Raw genomic sequence first — 17839 nt, forward strand, 5'->3', positions numbered from 1 at the left:
CGCGGCGCGCCGTTCCTTCCTACTGTCGGGCAGATCCAGATCGGACATCCCGTCATGCCACCCCTTCCCGCCGTCAGCCTGATTCTTGTCAGCCGTCACCGCAGCGCGGCGCTGCTGCGGGCGCTGACGGCTGTGGCGCAGATGGACCATCCCGAATTCGAGGTCATCGTCGTGGCCGATCCGGCGGCGGCGGCGGCCGTGCGGGCGGGCGGCTGGCCGGTCAGGATGGTGGAATTCGACGAGGCCAACATCTCGGCCGCGCGCAATCTGGGCCTTGGGCTGGCCGCCGCACCGGTCGTGGCCTTTCTGGATGATGATGCTGTACCCGAACCGACATGGCTTTCGCGTCTTGCAGCGCCCTTTCACGATCCGGATGTGACACAGGCGGGCGGCTATGTGCGCGGCCGCTCGGGTCTGGGCTGGCAATGGCGCGCGATGCGGGTGGACAGGCGCGGCTTCGACCATCCGTTCGATCCCGGCCCGGGGGTCAGCCTGCACCGGGGCGATGCGGGAGTTGCGATCAAGACCCAGGGCACGAACTGCGCCTTTCGCCGCGCCGATCTGATCGCGGCGGGGGGGTTCGACCCCGCCTTCCGCTTCTATCTGGATGAGGCGGATGTGAATCTGCGCCTTGCCGCAAGCGGCGGGCTGAGCGCGGTCGTCCCCGGCGCGGTTGTTCATCACGGCTATGCCGCCTCGGACCGGCGCCGTGCGGACCGAACCCCCACGGATCTGACCGAGATAGGGGCCAGCATCGCGGCCTTCCTGCGCCGCCATGCACCGGATGATGAGGGGGCCGCGGCCGCGCATCTGGCTGTGCAGCGCGCAAGGCTGATCGGCCTGATGGTCGCCGGCGCGCTGGAACCGCGCGATGTGTCACGGCTGATGGCAGGGTTGCGTGCCGGGATGGAGGCGGGCCGCCGCCGCGAGCTGCGCGCCGCTCGGGCCCTGCCTGCCTTGCCGCCGTCCCCGTTCAGTCCAATGCCGCAAAGCGGGGCGCGCCCGGGGCTGGTGCTGCAGGGCCGCGATCTGGACCAGTTGCGGCGCGAGGCGGCGGGCCGGGTGGCCGATGGCCATATCGTCACGCTCTTCGCGCTGCGGCGCGGGTTTCGCGCCCAGATCCAGCAGTTCCACCCCGGTGGCTGGTGGGAGGTGACCGGCGGGCGCTTCGGCAAGGCCCATCGCGACCATCCCGCCCCCCGTTTTGCCGCCCCGTCGGCAAGGATTGCGCAGACAATTGCCTTGCTCGCAGGGACCCGTCCGGTGAGATAAGCGTTATACCGCCGAATCCAGTGGCGATTCGGTGATTTTCCGGCGATAATTGCTGGCGTATCGAGTAGGCCTGCGCAGTATCGTCCGGATCGGGGCGAAGTATCGGGTCAGATCAGCCAAGGCTGGTCGCAAAGTGAAGTTGTTAAAAGGGGCTGAAACCATGAAGGTCAAGAAGGTCACCAAGGCGGTGTTCCCGGTTGCGGGTTTGGGAACGCGCTTCCTTCCTGCCACGAAGTCTATTCCGAAAGAGATCATGACGCTGGTCGACCGCCCGCTGATCCAATACGCGATTGACGAGGCGCGCGCCGCCGGGATCAAGGAATTCATCTTCGTCACTTCGCGCGGGAAATCCGCGCTAGAGGATTATTTCGACAATGCCCCTGAGCTCGAAAGCGAACTGCGCCGCAAGGGCAAGCTCGACACTCTGGAGGCGCTGAAGGATACCAATATGGACAGTGGCGCCATCGCCTATGTCCGCCAGAACCGCCCCATGGGTCTGGGCCATGCGGTCTGGTGCGCCCGTCGCCTGATCGGTGATGAACCCTTTGCGGTTCTGCTGCCCGATGACGTGATCGCCGCAGAAAAGCCCTGTCTGCAACAGATGGTCGAGGCCTATGAACAGACCGGCGGCAATATGGTCGCCGCGATGGAAGTGGCACCCGAAAAGGCCAGCGCTTACGGTGTTCTGGATGTTTCAGAGGATATGGGGTCCATCGTCCGCGTCAAGGGCATGGTCGAAAAGCCGAATGCCGAGGACGCGCCGTCCAATCTGGCCGTGATCGGGCGCTATATCCTGTCGCCCAAGGTTCTGAACAACCTCAACAAGATCAAGCAGGGCGCCGGTGGGGAAATCCAGCTGACCGATGCCATTGCACAGGAAACCGACAGCAAGGAAGGCGTCTATGGCTTCCGCTTCCGGGGTCAGCGCTATGATTGCGGCTCCAAGGCCGGGTTTTTGCAGGCCACCGTGGCCTTCGGGCTGGCACGCCCCGATCTGCGCGATGAATTTGCGGCCTATCTTGGCGATCTGATGGCGCAGCAACGCGCCGCCCAGTAACGCGATGCCCGTCAGGGCCCGGTTGCTTGACGTCACGCGGTTGATGTCGCGCCTTGGGCGCGGCCCGCTGACCGGAGTGGACCGGGTCGAGGCCGCGTGGCTGGACTATCTGTGCAAGGATGGCGCGCCGGTCTTCGGGCTGGCGCGCACCCATGCGGGGTGCCTCCTGCTGGACCGTAGGGGGCTTGCCGGACTGCAGCGGCTGATCGCCGGAGCGGGGTCTGACCTTCCGCCCGCCGATCTGCTGTCACGCCTTACTGTGCGCGGCGATGCCACCCGCGCCCGCGCGGAAACCGCACTTCGCCGCCTGTCGCTGGCCCGCGCACCGGTCCTGTGGTTGCCGCGCCTGCTGCGCCGTCATCTGCCCGCAGGGTTTGTGCTGCTCAATACAGGCCATGCCAATCTGTCCCACCGGATGATGCGGGCGGCCCGGCGGGGCGGCGCGGCGCGCATCGCTGTTCTGATCCATGACACGATCCCGCTGGATCATCCCGAATTCACCCGCCCCGACATTCCCCCGGTCTTTGCCCGCAAGCTGGCTGTGATCGCGGCCCATGCCGATCTGGTGATCCATACCGCCGCCGCGACCCGCGCGCGGAATGAGGCGCAGCTGTCCCGGCTGGGTCCTTTGCCCGCCGGGGTCACCGCCCCGCTGGGGCTGAACCCTGTGTTGCCCGATCGCGCAGCGCCGCGTCCTATACCGCCGAGCCGGCCCTATTTCGTGACCATCGGCACGATCGAACCGCGCAAGAATCACGGCTTTCTGCTGGATCTCTGGGACCGGATTCTGGCCGGGGCGCAGGGCGAGGTCCCCGCACTGCTGATTCTGGGCGCGCGTGGCTGGTCCAATGCGCCGGTCTTTCGCCGCCTTGACGATCCGGGCGCGCGGCGCGGCCATGTCTTTGAACTGCCCGGTCTGACGGACGGGCAGGTCGCGGGGCTTCTGGCCGGGTCAAAAGGATTGCTGTTTCCCAGCCATGTCGAGGGCTTCGGCCTGCCCCCGCTGGAGGCCGCGGCCCTGGGCGTGCCGGTCGTCCTGCCACATCTGCCGATCTACCATGAGACATTGGGGGACTATCCCATTTACCGCGAAACAACAGATGTTTATGCTTGGGCAGAAGCAATAGGGATGCTGACGCAGGGAATACCCGGAGAGGTTGCGCAACGGGCACAGGCTATTGCACCCCCGGATTGGGAGATGCATTGCAAGACAGTCTTAAGGGCCATTGGTTAACCCTGAAGTCTGACGGCAGGCCCGGGCGGTCAGGACAGCGCGGCAGGAACAAAGGAGCGGGGTGGGCATTTTTTCCCGATACAGGCTGCGGCTTGCGCGCAAGCGCTGGCGGTTCCGGGCATTCCGGAAGCGGCGGGAATTGCGTGCCTTGGCCGACCGGACCCACCGGATCGGGCCCGATGATCTGCTGGCCTTTTCGACCCTGCGCAACGAAAGGGTCCGGCTGCCCTATTTCCTGCGCTATTACCGCGACATGGGCATCAACCATTTCCTGATCGTCGATAATGACAGCGATGACGGATCGCGCGAATATCTGCAGGATCAGCCGGATGTCTCGCTCTGGACCACGCGCCACAGCTACAAGCGCGCGCGGTTCGGGGTGGACTGGCTGAACTGGCTGCAGATGAAACATGCCCATGGGCACTGGTCGCTGGTCGTCGACCCGGATGAATTTTTCGTCTACCCGTTCTGTGACACGCGGCCCTTGCGGGCGCTGACCGACTGGCTGGACGCCTCATCCATCAAATCCTTTTCGGCGATGCTGCTGGACATGTATCCCAAGGGACCGATCGGCGCGCAGCCTTACCGTGAGGGTGAGGATCCCTTTGCCATCGCGCAATGGTTCGACAGCGGCAATTACACGATCAGCCGCAACCACCGTTTCGGCAATCTCTGGATTCAGGGAGGGCCGCGCGCGCGCACCTTCTTCACCGATGCGCCCGAACGCGCCCCGGCGCTGAACAAGATCCCGCTGGTGAAATGGGACCGCGCTTATGCCTATGCCAGCTCCACCCATATGCTGCTGCCGCGCGGGCTGAACCTTGTCTATGACGAATGGGGCGGGGAAAAGGCCAGCGGTGTGCTGCTGCACGCGAAATTCCTCGACACTTTCGCGGCCAAGGCGGAAGAGGAAATGCGCCGCGGCCAACATTATGCCGCAAGTCACGAATACAAGGCCTACAAGGCCGCGCTGGACGATCACCCCGATCTCTGGTGCAAATGGAGCGAGAAATACATCAACTGGCGTCAGCTTGAGATTCTGGGCCTGATGTCCAAGGGCAACTGGGCATGAGCACGGTCGGTATCATCCTTTTGTGTCATACCGCACTGGACCGCGCAGCGCAGGTGGCGCGGCACTGGGTGACACATGGCTGCCCGGTTGTGATCCATCTGGACAAGCGAGTGGACCGCAAATCCTTTGACCAGTTGCGCGCCGATCTGGCCGATCTGAACGATGTCCGGTTCAGTGGCCGCTATGCCTGCGAATGGGGAACATGGGGCATCGTTGCCGCGACACAGGCGGCGGCGACGATCCTGCTGCACGATTTTCCGGGTGTGCGTCACGTCTTTCTGGCCTCCGGGTCCTGCCTTCCCCTGCGCCCGGTGCGGGAACTGCGCGCCTATCTGGACAGCCGCCCGCGCACCGATTTCATTGAAAGCGTGACCACCGCCGATGTAGGCTGGACCATCGGCGGGCTGGATGCGGAACGCTTTACCCTGCGCTTTCCCTTCTCATGGCGGCGCCAGCGGCGGCGTTTCGACGCCTATGTGAACTTCCAGCGCCGTATCCGGCTGAAACGCCGGATCCCGCCGGGGATCGTGCCACATCTGGGCAGCCAGTGGTGGTGCCTGACCCGCCAGACGCTTTCGGCCATACTGGAAGATCCGGACCGCCAGCGCATCGACCGGTATTTCCGCCATGTCTGGATTCCGGATGAAAGCTATTTCCAGACCCTCGCGCGGCAATATTCGGTGAATATCGAAAGCCGCTCGCTGACGCTGTCGAAATTCGATTTTCAGGGCAAGCCGCATATCTTCTATGATGATCACCTGCAGCTTTTGCGGCGGTCCGATTGCTTTGTCGCGCGCAAGATCTGGCCCCATGCCAAGAAGCTTTACCGCGTCTTTCTGGTCGAGGGGGCCGAGGGTCAGCCTGCCGCCGAACCCAATCCGGGCAAGATTGACCGGCTGTTTTCCAAGGCGGTGGAACGGCGCACCAAGGGCCGCGCGGGGCTTTACATGCAAAGCCGCTATCCCAATGAAAACTGGGAAAACGGCAAGACCGCGATGCCCTATTCGGTTTTTGAAGGGTTTTCCGAACTTTTTGAGAATTTCGAGACATGGCTGGGCCGGATGACCGGCACGCGGGTGCATGGCCATCTCTTTGCCCCGGGCCGGGCGGAATTCGCCGGGGGGGAAACGGTCTATAATGGCGCGCTGTCGGACAATGCCGCGCTGCGCGACTATAATCCCCGCAGCTTTCTGACCAACCTTCTGTGGAACACCCGGGGGGAACGGCAATGTTTCCAGTTCGGTCCTGCCGATAACAAGGCACTGAACTGGGCACTGGCCACCGATCCCAATGCAACGATCTCGGTGATTTCCGGCGCATGGGCGGTGCCGCTGTTCAAGTCGAACCAGAACTTCGCCGATCTGCGGGCCGAGGCGGCGCAATTGCAAAAGGTCGAGGCCGAACATCTGAACACGCTGCGCAGTCCGTGGAGCAAGGCGCGGGTGCGGATCTGGACGCTGGCGGAATTCATCGAGAACCCGATGGAGCCCTTGCAGACCATCGTGGATGAAATAAGCCCCCGCGCCCTGCGCCGCCTGACCGAGGCGCCGCGTCTGGCCGATCTGACGGGCTTTGGCCAGTTCCTGCAGAATCTGCGCAATCAGGGCATGCAGCCCTTCCTGATGGGCGATTTTCCGGTCAATGACGATCCCAAGGCCCATTCAACCCGCCGTGGGCGGCCCTATCTGGTGAAGTGATCCCTTGTCGCAGCAATCCCCCCGTCCGTTCACCTCTTTCGTGCTGTTCGCCGAAATGCGCACCGGTTCCAACTTTCTTGAGGCCAATCTGAACGCCCTTCCCGGCGTCACCTGCCATGGGGAGGCGTTCAACCCGCATTTCATCGGCAAGCTGAACCAGACCGATTATCTGGGCGTCTCGCTACCCGAGCGGACCGCCGACCCGGCACGTCTGATGGCGCGGATGCGTGAGACGACCCAAGGGCTGTCGGGGTTCCGCTATTTTCACGATCACGACCCCCGCGTCTTGCCGCTGGTGCTGGAAGACCGCGCCTGCGCCAAGATCGTTCTGACGCGCAACCCGGTCGAAAGCTATGTCTCATGGAAGATCGCGCAGGCCACGAACCAGTGGAAACTGACCAATGCAACCAAGCTCAGGACCGCGCAGGCGCGATTCGACATCGCGGATTTCGAAACGCATCTCGAGGCGCTGCAACAATTCCAGATCACGCTTTTGAACGGGTTGCAGACCAGCGGGCAGACGGCGTTCTACATTGATTATGAGGATATCAACGATACCGCCGTTCTGAACGGTCTGGCGCGGTTTCTGGGCGTCGAGGGCAGACTGGAGGCGCCCGACGGAACGCTGAAAAAGCAAAATCCCGAAGCGATCGAGGAGAAGGTCGAGAACTTCCCCGCGATGGAGGCCGCCCTGGCGCGGCTTGACCGGTTCAACCTGTCGCGCACGCCGAATTTCGAGCCCCGCCGCGCCCCCGCGATCCCGTCCTTCGCGGCGGCACGCGGGGCGCTTTACATGCCAGTGCGGGGCGGTCCCGTCGCACAGGTCGAGGACTGGCTGGCCGCCCTTGGCCCGGTCAGCCGCGATTTCAACCAGAAACTGCTGCGCCAATGGCTGCGCCGCGAAACCCCGCATCGTGCCTTTACGGTGCTGCGGCACCCGCTGGCCCGCGCCCATGCCGGGTTTTGCGACATGATCCTGACCGCGAAACTGCCCGTGATCCGTGAGGCGCTGATCAAGGCCTGGAAAATCGCGCTGCCCAAACCCGGAGAGACACTGGACCCCGAGGCCCATCGCGCGGCCTTCCTGCAATTCCTGGGCTTTTTGAAACAGAATGTGTCGGGCCAGTCCGGCCTGCGGGTGGACCCGCATTTCGCGTCGCAGACTGCCGTGCTGCAGGGATTCGCGCAGTTCCAGACGCCCGATTTCGTGCTGCGTGAGGACCGGCTGGCCGCAGGTCTGCGCCATCTGTGTGATGAAATCGGGACCGAGGCCCCGCCCCTGCCCGCAAGCGACGAACCAAGCCTTGCGCTGCTGGCCACGATCCATGGACCCGACCTTGAGGCCGCCGCGCGCGATGCCTATCCGCGCGACTATGCCGGGTTCGGATTTGGTGACTGGAAGGCCTGAACGCTATTCCCCGCGCGGGAAGCGCTTGTTTTCTTCCAGCACGTTCAGGTCCATGTGATTGCGCATATAGCGCTCCGACGCCTTTTGCAGCGGCTGGTAATCCCACGGAAAATAGCCGCCCTGCCGCAGCGCCTCATAGACCACCCAGCGCCGCGCCTGACTTTCGCGCACCGCCGCGTCAAACAGATCCAGCGACCAGCGCGCATCGGCCATGGCCCGGAACCGGTCCAGCACCGCCGCGCAGGCCGGATCGGTGGCGCGGTTCACCTTTTCGCCCGGATCGGCCTGCATATCGAACAAAAGCTCGGGATCGGCCTTGCAGCGGATGTATTTCCACTGTGCGTCCCGCAGCGCGACCAAGGGCGTGATCGACCCTTCGGCGGCATATTCCATCGCCACAGGCTCGGCCCGCCCGTCGCCCCGCGCCAGTGGCAAAAGGCTGACCCCGTCGGTCCAGGGCATCACCTCGGACATGGAAATTCCGGCCAGATCACACAGGGTCGGCGTCACGTCGATGGTCGAAACCGGGGTTTCCACAAGCCCCGGCGCAAGATCGGGCGCCGCGATCATCAGGGGCACCCGCGCCGACCCTTCAAACAGGCTCATCTTGAACCACAGGCCCCGGTCGCCCAGCATATCGCCATGATCCGACACGAACAGGATCACCGCCTCTTGCCGGCTCGCCTCAAGCGCGGCCATAATCTCACCGATCTTGTCATCGACATAGCTGATATTGGCGAAATAGCCCTGCCGCGCGCGGCGAATATGATCGGGCGTGATGTCGAAGGCGCGCCAGTCGCAGGCATCCATCAGGCGCTGCGAATGGGGGTCCTGTTCATCATAGGGAATCGCCGGCTGCGGCTCCAGTTCGGCACAGCCTTCATACAGATCCCAGTACTTGCGCCGCGCTACATAGGGGTCATGCGGATGGGTAAAGCTGACCGTCAGACACCATGGCCGGGCGTCCCCGCCGCGCGACAGATCATACAGCTTCTGCACCGCGCAATGGGCCACGTCATCATCATATTCCAGCTGGTTGGTGATCTCGGCCACACCCGCGCCGGTGACCGAGCCCAGATTGTGATACCACCAGTCAATCCGTTCGCCCGGTTTGCGGTAATCCGGGGTCCAGCCGAAATCAGCCGGATAGATATCGGTCGTCAGCCGTTCCTCAAACCCGTGCATCTGGTCCGGGCCGACGAAATGCATCTTGCCCGACAGCGTGGTGGCATAGCCCGCGCGGCGCAGGTGATGGGTGAAACAGGGCACATCCGAGGTGAATTCGGCGGCATTGTCATAGACCCGGGTGCGATGCGGCAACTGCCCCGACATGAACGAGGCCCGCCCCGGCGCGCAAAGCGGGCTGCCGGTATAGCTGTTGGCAAAGCGCACCGACCGCGCGGCAAGCCGTTTCAGGTTCGGCGCGTGCAGAAAATCGGCAGGGCCATCGGGAAAGAATGTGCCATTCAACTGATCGACCATCAGAATCAGGATGTTCGGCCGGTCCATCGCACTTTCCCCCTTATTTTGCGCTGATCTGCGCATCAGTGGCGGATGGGGGGCCATCGGGCAAGGGTACGGGAAGGCTGCAGCGCATGAAAAAACCATGCGGCGCAGGACCGCAGGGCCCATTCCAGTCGCGGCCGCGCAAAGCGGTTGAATCAGCCAAAGATCTGAAATTGAATGATTTTAATGGGCATCAACAGAAACAGCCCAAAGGCCGCCGGGGGCGTGACCGTCTTTCTGTCCGGGCTGAGGGGCGATTTTTTTCCATTGTCGCGCTGCCCCTGCTGACCGCAGTGTAACGAGATGCTGGCCGGGGGGATTGCCCCCGCAGGCCGCACCACCCGAACGGAGCCGCGATGGCAGCGATCCCCAGCATGACCCATGCCGACATGCCGGCCTCTGTGGGGTTGCCCGTCGGGATTTATGCTGCCACCCTAAGGACAAGCGCCGTGGCCCCGGTATTTCGGCCCGCGCAATCCGCCCCGACCGGCCCGGCCGGACGCAAGAAAAGCCATACGATCCGCGCGACCCCAAGGCGGGTGGCGCAGGATGTCTGTCACAAAGGGAGACTATGACAATGACGATGAAACCGCACCAATCCGGCCTGACCCGCCGCGGCCTGCTGCAGGGCGCCACCGCGATGACCGCTGCCGGGCTGATCCTGCCGGCCTCGATGACCGCCGCCCGCGCCGAACCGAAAAAGGGCGGCATCCTGCGCGTCGGGATCGGCCATGGCTCGACCACCGACGGGATGGATCCCGGCCTCTGGGACAACCTTTACGCACAGGTCTTTGCCGCCGCGCGCCACAACCAGCTGATCGAGGTCGATGCCAATAGCCAGCTGACCCCCGAGATCGCCGAAAGCTGGGAAAGCGCGGACGGCCAGACATGGGTGTTCAAGATCCGCGAAGGTGTCAGCTTCCATTCCGGCAAGCCGGTCACGGTCGAGGATGTCATCGCCTCGCTGAACCATCACCGGGGTGAAGCAACCACTTCGGCGATCAAGCCGCTGATGGCACCGGTCACCGATATCAAGGCTGACGGCCAGAATGTCGTGGTCACGCTGGACGCGCCCAATGCCGACTTTGCCTATATCATGTCGGATTATCACCTTGCGATCATGCCTGCCGTCGATGGCAAGATCGACGTGCAATCCACCGATGGCTGCGGCGGCTATGTCGTTGACAGCTATGAACCCGGCGTGCAGGCCACCCTGTCGCGCAACCCGAATTACTGGAAATCGGACCGCGCGCATTTCGACGGGCTGGAACTGCTGCCGATCCTTGATTCTGCCGCGCGTCTGAACGCCCTGATGACCGGATCGGTCGATGTGATCGATCAGGTCGACCCCGCGACCATCGACATGCTGGCCGCCCGTGGCGGCAACCGCATCCTGTCGATCCCCGGCACCGCGCATTACACCTTCCCGATGGACAGCCGCGCCGCGCCCTATAACGACAACAATGTGCGGCTTGCGCTGAAATACGCGATCGACCGTCAGGAACTGGTGGACAAGATCCTTGCCGGTCACGGTCAGGTGTCGAATGACAACCCGATCGGCCCGGCAAACCGCTATTTCAACCCGGATATGGAAGCCAAGACCTATGATCCGGACAAGGCCAAGTTCTACCTCAAAGAGGCCGGCCTCGACAGTCTGGACGTCACCCTGACAGCGGCCGATGCGGCCTTTTCGGGCGCCGTCGATGCGGCGGTCCTGTTCAGCGAAACCGCCCGCGCCGCCAATATCAACATCACCGTCGACCGAGCGCCGAATGATGGCTACTGGGACAATGTCTGGATGAAGCAACCCTTCTGCGCCAGCTATTGGGGTGGCCGCGCGGTCGAGGATCATATGTTCACCACCGCCTATGCCACCGGCGGGGCGTGGAACGATACCTTCTGGGAAAACGAGCGGTTCATGGAACTGCTGGTCGGGGCCCGTTCGGTCGTGGATGAGGACAAGCGCCGCGAAATGTATCACGAGATGCAGCATCTCGTGTCCTTCGAGGGGGCTGCGATCATCCCGATGTATAACAACTACGTCATGGCCGTCGCCGACGCGGTGGCCACGCCCGAGAAGATCTCGACCAACTGGAACCTTGACGGGTTCCGCTGCACCGAACGCTGGTGGTTCGCCTGATCCATACGCGCAGAACAATTCCCCCGGTGGCGCCGCCGCCGGGGGACGGATGCAGGGCCACGCCAGATCGGCCCGCATCGACCGAACAGGGATAGGGAAAACACGACATGGGCCATGTCTGGAAAATGGTCGGCCAGAGGCTCGCCCTCGGGGTGCTGACATTGTTCATCGTCTCGGTGGTGATCTTCGGCGCGACCGAATTGCTGCCGGGCGATCTTGCCCGCGAATTGCTGGGCCAGTCGGCCACGCCTGAGACACTGGCCGCGCTGCGCGCGCAGCTTGGCCTCGATCAGCCCGCGCCGGTGCGCTACTGGAACTGGCTTTCGGCCTTCCTGCAGGGGGATTTCGGGGTTTCCATGGCCAACCGCCGCCCGATTTCAGACCTGATATCCGCCCGTCTGGGCAATACGATCTTCCTGGCGCTTTACGCCGCCGCGCTGGCGGTTCCGATCTCACTTACGCTGGGGATCCTTGCCGCCCTCTGGCGCAATTCGATCTTTGACCGCGCGGCCAATGTCGGCGCGCTCAGCGCGATTTCGTTCCCCGAGTTCTTCGTGGCCTATATCCTTGTGCTCTGGCTGGCGCAGACCGGTCTGTTCCCCTCGATGGTGCGGATCAATCCGACCACAGAATTCGGGGACAAGCTTTACATGGCCTTCCTGCCTGCCCTGACGCTGACGCTGGTCGTCACCGCCCATATGATGCGGATGACGCGGGCCGCGATCATCAACCTTCTGGCCTCGCCCTATATTGAAATGGCGCGGCTGAAGGGTCTTTCGCCGATGCGCATCATCCTGCGCCATGCGGTGCCCAATGCGCTGGCCCCGATCATCAATGTCGTGGCGCTGAACCTTGCCTATCTCATCACCGGGGTCGTGGTGGTGGAAGTGGTGTTCGTCTATCCGGGCTTGGGTCAGTTGATGGTCGATGCGGTGTCGAACCGCGATATTGCGGTGGTGCAGGCGGTGGCGCTGATCTTCGCTGCGGCCTATGTCCTTCTCAACCTTCTGGCGGATGTGCTGTCGACACTGTCGAACCCACGCCTGCTGCACCGGAGGTGATGCGATGACCCTGATCCTGTATTTCGCACTGTTCATCGTCGTCTCCATCGGTCTGGGCTGGGGGTTTCGCGCGCTGCTGACCGCTGTCACCTCGGGCGAGGTGAAACGCGCCTTCCGTGACATGCCGATCTCGGCCAGTTTCGGGCTGCTGGTGATCCTGATCTATGTTCTGGTGGCGTTTCTGGCCCCGGTCCTTGCCCCCTTCCCTGAACGGGAGGTCGTGGGCGCGCGCTACATGCCATGGGGCGCGCCGCATTATCTGGGCACCGATTCACTGGGCCGCGACATGCTTTCCCGGATGATCTATGGCGCGCGGAACACCGTTGGCATCGCCTTTGCCACCACCGCGCTGGCCTTTATCGTTGGCTCGATCCTCGGGCTATGGGCCGCCACGGTGGGCGGCTGGATGGATCAGGGCCTGTCGCGGTTTGTCGATGCGCTGATGGCGATCCCGGCACTGATCTTCTCGCTGCTGCTGCTGACGATCTTCGGCACCTCGGTTCTGACGCTGATCATCATCATCGCCATGGTCGATGCGACACGGGTGTTCCGTCTGGCACGGTCGGTGGCGCAGGGCGTCGTGGTGATGGATTATATCGAGGCCGCCCGCCTGCGGGGTGAAACCATGTGGCGGCTGATCACGCGGGAGATTCTGCCCAATGCGATGGCGCCGCTGGTGGCGGAATTCGGCCTGCGCTTCTGCTTTGTCTTTCTTGCGATTTCGGCGCTGTCGTTCCTTGGCCTCGGGATCAAGCCACCGACCGCCGACTGGGGGTCGATGGTGCGCGAAAGCGCCACGCTCATCACCTTCGGCGATGTGACACCGCTGCTGCCGGCGGGGGCGATCGCGCTGTTGACGGTCGCGGTCAATTTCGTGGTCGACTGGCAGTTGCACCGCGCCAGCGGATTGAAGGAGTAAGCCATGGCTGACCCGCTTCTGACCATCAAGGATCTGCGGATCGAGGGGCGTTCCGGCGATGACTGGCTGGAAATCGTCAAGGGCGTGGACCTGACCCTGAACCGGGGTGAGGTTCTGGGCCTGATCGGCGAATCCGGTGCCGGAAAATCTACCATCGGGCTGGCCTCGATGGGGTTTGCGCGCGATGGCTGCCGCATCTCGGGCGGGTCGATCCAGTTTGACGGGATCGACCTGCGCAAGGCCTCCGAGCAGCAAAGACGTGAGTTGCGCGGCAAGCGCATCGCCTATGTCGCGCAATCGGCGGCGGCCAGTTTCAACCCCGCGCATCGCCTGATTGAACAATATTGCGAAACCCCGGTGGTCAAGGGCGTGATGCCGCGCGATCAGGCCGCATCGGATGCAGTCGAGCTTTACCGCCGGATGCGCCTGCCGAACCCCGAGGATATCGGGTTCCGCTATCCGCATCAGGTGTCGGGCGGCCAGTTGCAGCGCGCGATGACGGCCATGGCCATGGCCTGCCGTCCCGAGCTTATCATCTTCGATGAACCCACCACCGCACTGGACGTGACCACACAGATCGAGGTTCTGCACGCGATCCGCGATATCGTGGCACAATTCGGCACGGCGGCAATCTATATCACCCATGACCTTGCCGTGGTGGCCCAGATGGCCGACCGCATCAAGATCCTGCTGCGCGGGGAAGAGGTCGAAGAGGCCGAAACCCGCACTATGCTGTCCTCCCCGCGTGAGGATTATACCAAAAGCCTTTGGGCCGTGCGCAGCTTTGCCAAGGCCACGCAGCCCGCCCCGACCGGCACGCCGGTCGTGTCAGTCCGCAACGTCACCGCAGGCTATGGCAAGGTCCGGGTGCTGGAAAATGTCAGCTTTGACATCCATGCGGGCCGAACCGTCGCCGTGGTGGGCGAAAGCGGTTCGGGAAAATCCACCACCGCCCGCGTCATTACCGGCCTTTTGCCGCCAGAACGCGGCGAGGTTCTGTTTGACGGCAAGCCCCTGCCCCCCGCCTATACCGCCCGCACGCGGGACCAGTTGCGGCAATGCCAGATGATCTATCAGATGGCCGATACCGCGCTGAACCCCAAGCTGCGCCTGCGTGAACTGATCGGGCGTCCCGCCCAGATGTATCTGGGCCTGCGCGGCAAGGCGCTGACCAACCGCATCCGCGACCTTCTGGACCTGATTGAGTTGGAGCCGGACAAATATATCGACCGCCTGCCCTCGGAACTGTCGGGCGGGCAGAAGCAGCGCATCGGCATCGCGCGCGCGCTGGCCGCCGAACCGCGGCTTATCATCTGCGATGAGATCACCTCGGCGCTGGACCAGATCGTGCAGGAGGGCATCCTGCGCCTGCTGGACCGGCTGCAATCGGAAATGGGGCTGGCCTATATGTTCATCACCCATGACCTTGCGACCGTGAAGGCCATCGCCGATGAGGTGGTGGTGATGCAGCAGGGCCGCGTCATCGAACAGGGCCTGAAGGACGAGATGTTCCAGCCCCCGCATGAACCCTACACCGAGCTTCTTCTGTCTTCGGTGCCGGATATGGACCCCGACTGGCTCAGCCGGTTGCTGGAACAGCGCGCGGCGGCGGGCTAGGCGCCGCCGGGTTTAGCCTGCTAAAAACCCGGGCTTGGCATCCCGGAATGGCGCGATCTTGCCCCTGTGCCGCAAGCGGAAAGCGTGTCGCGGGCTTTGGCGCTTTTGCCTTCGTGAACAACGCCACGGAGCGCAGACCGGACTCGCCGTTTATGCAGCCCTTCGATCTGGTGCATCCGCGAGTGATCGGGCGGCCCGGCCGGAGGTTGATGAGGCGATCCAGCGAGGGGGCCCGCGCAGGATGATCCGTCGACCGGAGCGCGATTGCGGGAACAAGGCCTGCCGACAGGGGTTGAACTGGATCCTGCGGCCTTGTGCAGCCCATGTCTAATCAACCATGCCGGGCCGGGTTCGCCCACCTCCCCGGGTTTTACAAGGTGCCCAAGGGGACCGGACACCACGCCATGACCGAATGTGCCAAACCAAAGGAGACTTCATGAATGACGCGCTGATCTGGTTGGGGATCTGTTTCTGCATTTCACAATCCGGCCTGTTCTCGGGATGCAATATCGCGGTCTTCAGCCTGAGCCGTCTTCGTCTTGAGGCGGCGGCAGCGGCGGGCGACAAAAGTGCCCAAAGCGCACTGGAGCTCAGGCGCGATGCAAATTTCACATTGGTGACCATCCTGACGGGCAATGTCGCCATCAACGTGCTTTTGACGATGCTGGCGGATTCCGTCATGGCGGGCGTGCTGGCATTTCTGTTCTCGACCGTCCTCATCACAGCGGTGGGCGAGATCGTGCCGCAGGCTTATTTCTCGCGCAATGCCCTGCGGGCGGTCGCCTTGTTCGCCCCTGTCCTGCGGCTTTATCGCATTTTGCTGTGGCCGGTGGCCAAGCCTATTGCGATGCTTCTGGATGCCTGGGTCGGCACCGAGGCAATTCCATGGTTTCGCGAGCGCGAACTTCACAACATCCTGCGCTATCATGCCGAATATTCAAGCAGTGAGGTTGGTCGCGTCGAGGCAATCGGCGCAATCAACTTTCTGGCGCTCGACGATCTTGTGGTCCGCCAGCAGGGCAACAGCGTCGATCCGCAAAGCATCATGCAGATCGCGTTCAGCGACGGCCGCCCGGATTTTCCGGAGTTCAAGCCGGTGCCGGAGGATCACTTCATCAGAGGGCTGGCCGCCGCGCGCAAGAAATGGGTCATCCTGACCGATCAGGAGGATCAGCCGCGTCTGCTGCTGGATGCTGGCAGTTTTCTGCGGGATGTCCTCGTCCTGAAACAGCAGGTCCGTCCCGTTGACTACTGCCATCCCCCGGCCGTGGTCCGCCAACCGGGCGACACGCTCGACATCGCGATTTCCAGACTGGCCAGACTGCGCGACGCCGATGCCGGTCATGATGAAACCGTCATTCTTTACTGGTCGCCGGCCGAGAAGAGGATGATTACCGGTTCGGATGTCCTGCGCTGTCTGCTCGATGGAATGGGGCATCGCGACCAGCCCGCCGGGAAGAGGTGATCATCGCCAAGCGGCCACTGGCCCGGGATGTCGGGGACTTTGATTTCGCTGGCGCGCCAGCAAACGCGGAGCGGCCCCGCGAACTGGCCGGGAGTGTCATGCGCTTTGTGTATCCGGCTTGGCCCATGCGGGTTTCAGGTCCGGACACTCATTGAAGCGCTTGTTGACCATGCTGGCGGACTGATTGCGGGCCGCAAACCAGTCCCGAACAGTCCTGCCACCTTGCATGACGTTGCGGATCACCAGACAATTCAGCTTGGTCGCGGCCTCGCACGCGGCTCAGGCCGGTCAGTTTGACTTCCCCCGCGCCGATACGTCGAGAACCTGCTCGACCTTATTGCCGCGCATCAGATGCACCTTGTCGAAAAGATTGACCACGACGCAGACATGGTTGGGGATCACACGAACCCGCGCGCCGATCCCGGGCTTTTCCGCGCAGGCGGCAAGATCGACAACGGCATGCTCCTCGCTCAGTTTGGTGACGATGGCGTCCGGGTGTTCCAGAATATGCCCGTGCCCGGGGGCGGCGCAGATATCAGCGGCCAGTGCCTTCGACCCACCGTCAAGCGTGGCGCGGTTCTCTGTCGGGCGGCTTGCCACGGTCAGCAGCACGCTGAGCGCGCAATCCTGGATGGTCCCCAGACCTGCAGCCACCTGCATCCGGTCAGAAAAGATATAGGTGCCGACCCGGTATTCATTGATCCCGTCCGTTTCATGCGCCGCGTAGAGCGTCGGGGACCCTCCGCTTGACACTTTCGGAACCGCAATTCCCGCATCCTCGATGACCTGTCTGGCCTTTGTCAGCCACGCGCCGGTCGCTTTCGGATCGGAGGGCGGGTAGGTCAGCAGCCCGGCAAACCGCAGCCCCGGGGCGGCGTCGATCAGCCGCGCGAGGTCCAGCGCCTGTTGCGCGGACTGAACGCCATTGCGCTCGGCCCCGGTGTCACATTCCACAAGGACATCAAGGGGATGACCAGCATCGGTGAAGCGGGCAGCATAGCCTTCGATCACCGGCACGTTGTCGGCCACCACCGCGACACTGACCCGCGCATGAAGGGCTGCCAGCCGGTCCAGCTTGGCCTTGCCGATGATGTTGAACGTGATCAGGATATCGGTCAGACCCGCATCCGCCATCACCTCGGCCTCGCCCAGTTTCTGGCAATTGATCCCCTTTGCGCCCAGTTCCACCTGCCGTCTTGCGAAATAGGGCAGCCGGTGGGTCTTGATATGGGGCCGCAGGGCAAGGCCATGCGTATCGGCATAGGTCTGGGCGCGGGCCATGTTGGCCTCTGCCACGTCAAGGTCGATCAGGATCGCGGGGGTGTCGATATCGTCGATATTCATGGGGTGCCTCGGATCATCGTTTTGCAATTAGAATTGCAGGAGTTGGT

General features: G+C 63.2%; 13 protein-coding genes. 11 read left to right on the forward strand and 2 right to left on the reverse strand.

Features of this window, described 5'->3' with window-relative positions:
* Window positions 1–54 precede the first annotated feature (54 nt).
* From JL811_RS04780 to JL811_RS04805, 6 genes are all read left to right on the forward strand, one after another.
* The gene (locus JL811_RS04780; protein ID WP_202687319.1) at window positions 55–1272 is read left to right on the forward strand and encodes a glycosyltransferase family 2 protein; all 1218 of its coding nucleotides are present in this window, start codon (window positions 55–57) and stop codon (window positions 1270–1272) included.
* A 160-nt stretch (window positions 1273–1432) separates the two neighbouring features.
* Window positions 1433–2329, forward strand: coding sequence for a UTP--glucose-1-phosphate uridylyltransferase GalU (gene galU / locus JL811_RS04785; protein ID WP_202687321.1), 897 nt, complete (start codon window positions 1433–1435; stop codon window positions 2327–2329).
* Window positions 2330–2351: 22 nt separating this feature from the next.
* Complete coding sequence (locus JL811_RS04790) at window positions 2352–3563, forward strand: glycosyltransferase (RefSeq protein WP_237684815.1); 1212 nt, start codon at window positions 2352–2354, stop codon at window positions 3561–3563.
* A gap of 61 nt (window positions 3564–3624) precedes the next feature.
* On the forward strand, window positions 3625–4635 hold the full coding sequence (locus JL811_RS04795) for a glycosyltransferase family 2 protein (protein WP_202687325.1): 1011 nt from the start codon (window positions 3625–3627) through the stop codon (window positions 4633–4635).
* Window positions 4632–6332: a DUF5927 domain-containing protein gene (locus JL811_RS04800; protein WP_202687327.1), complete on the forward strand. Its 1701-nt coding sequence runs from the start codon at window positions 4632–4634 to the stop codon at window positions 6330–6332. The genes JL811_RS04795 and JL811_RS04800 overlap by 4 nt, the downstream gene beginning before the upstream one ends.
* A 4-nt stretch (window positions 6333–6336) precedes the next feature.
* Entirely contained in the window at window positions 6337–7740 is a 1404-nt protein-coding gene (locus JL811_RS04805; RefSeq protein WP_420496762.1) for a nodulation protein NodH, read from the forward strand.
* A gap of 3 nt (window positions 7741–7743) precedes the next feature.
* Here the strand turns inward: JL811_RS04805 and betC are convergent, their stop codons facing one another.
* Complete coding sequence (gene betC / locus JL811_RS04810) at window positions 7744–9249, reverse strand: choline-sulfatase (RefSeq protein ID WP_202687329.1); 1506 nt, start codon at window positions 9247–9249, stop codon at window positions 7744–7746.
* A gap of 574 nt (window positions 9250–9823) precedes the next feature.
* On the opposite strand from betC, the gene JL811_RS04815 reads away from it, so the two are divergent.
* The 5 genes from JL811_RS04815 (at window position 9824) to JL811_RS04835 (ending at window position 16448) form a co-directional block, all read left to right on the forward strand.
* Entirely contained in the window at window positions 9824–11386 is a 1563-nt protein-coding gene (locus JL811_RS04815; RefSeq protein ID WP_337924718.1) for an ABC transporter substrate-binding protein, read from the forward strand.
* Between the two features lie 107 nt (window positions 11387–11493).
* Window positions 11494–12447, forward strand: coding sequence for an ABC transporter permease (locus JL811_RS04820; protein ID WP_202687331.1), 954 nt, complete (start codon window positions 11494–11496; stop codon window positions 12445–12447).
* 4 nt (window positions 12448–12451) lie between these two features.
* The gene (locus JL811_RS04825) at window positions 12452–13366 is read left to right on the forward strand and encodes an ABC transporter permease (protein ID WP_202687333.1); all 915 of its coding nucleotides are present in this window, start codon (window positions 12452–12454) and stop codon (window positions 13364–13366) included.
* 3 nt (window positions 13367–13369) lie between these two features.
* On the forward strand, window positions 13370–14983 hold the full coding sequence (locus tag JL811_RS04830; RefSeq protein WP_202687335.1) for an ABC transporter ATP-binding protein: 1614 nt from the start codon (window positions 13370–13372) through the stop codon (window positions 14981–14983).
* A 337-nt stretch (window positions 14984–15320) separates the two neighbouring features.
* Window positions 15321–16448 (forward strand): DUF21 domain-containing protein, encoded by a 1128-nt coding sequence (locus tag JL811_RS04835; protein WP_202687337.1) that lies wholly within the window; start codon window positions 15321–15323, stop codon window positions 16446–16448.
* A 288-nt stretch (window positions 16449–16736) separates the two neighbouring features.
* Here the strand turns inward: JL811_RS04835 and JL811_RS04840 are convergent, their stop codons facing one another.
* Entirely contained in the window at window positions 16737–17792 is a 1056-nt protein-coding gene (locus JL811_RS04840; protein WP_202687339.1) for a D-TA family PLP-dependent enzyme, read from the reverse strand.
* Between the last annotated feature and the right edge of the window lie 47 nt (window positions 17793–17839).

This window comes from Szabonella alba, assembly GCF_016765775.1.
GTDB classification, from domain to species: Bacteria; Pseudomonadota; Alphaproteobacteria; order Rhodobacterales; family Rhodobacteraceae; genus Szabonella; species Szabonella alba.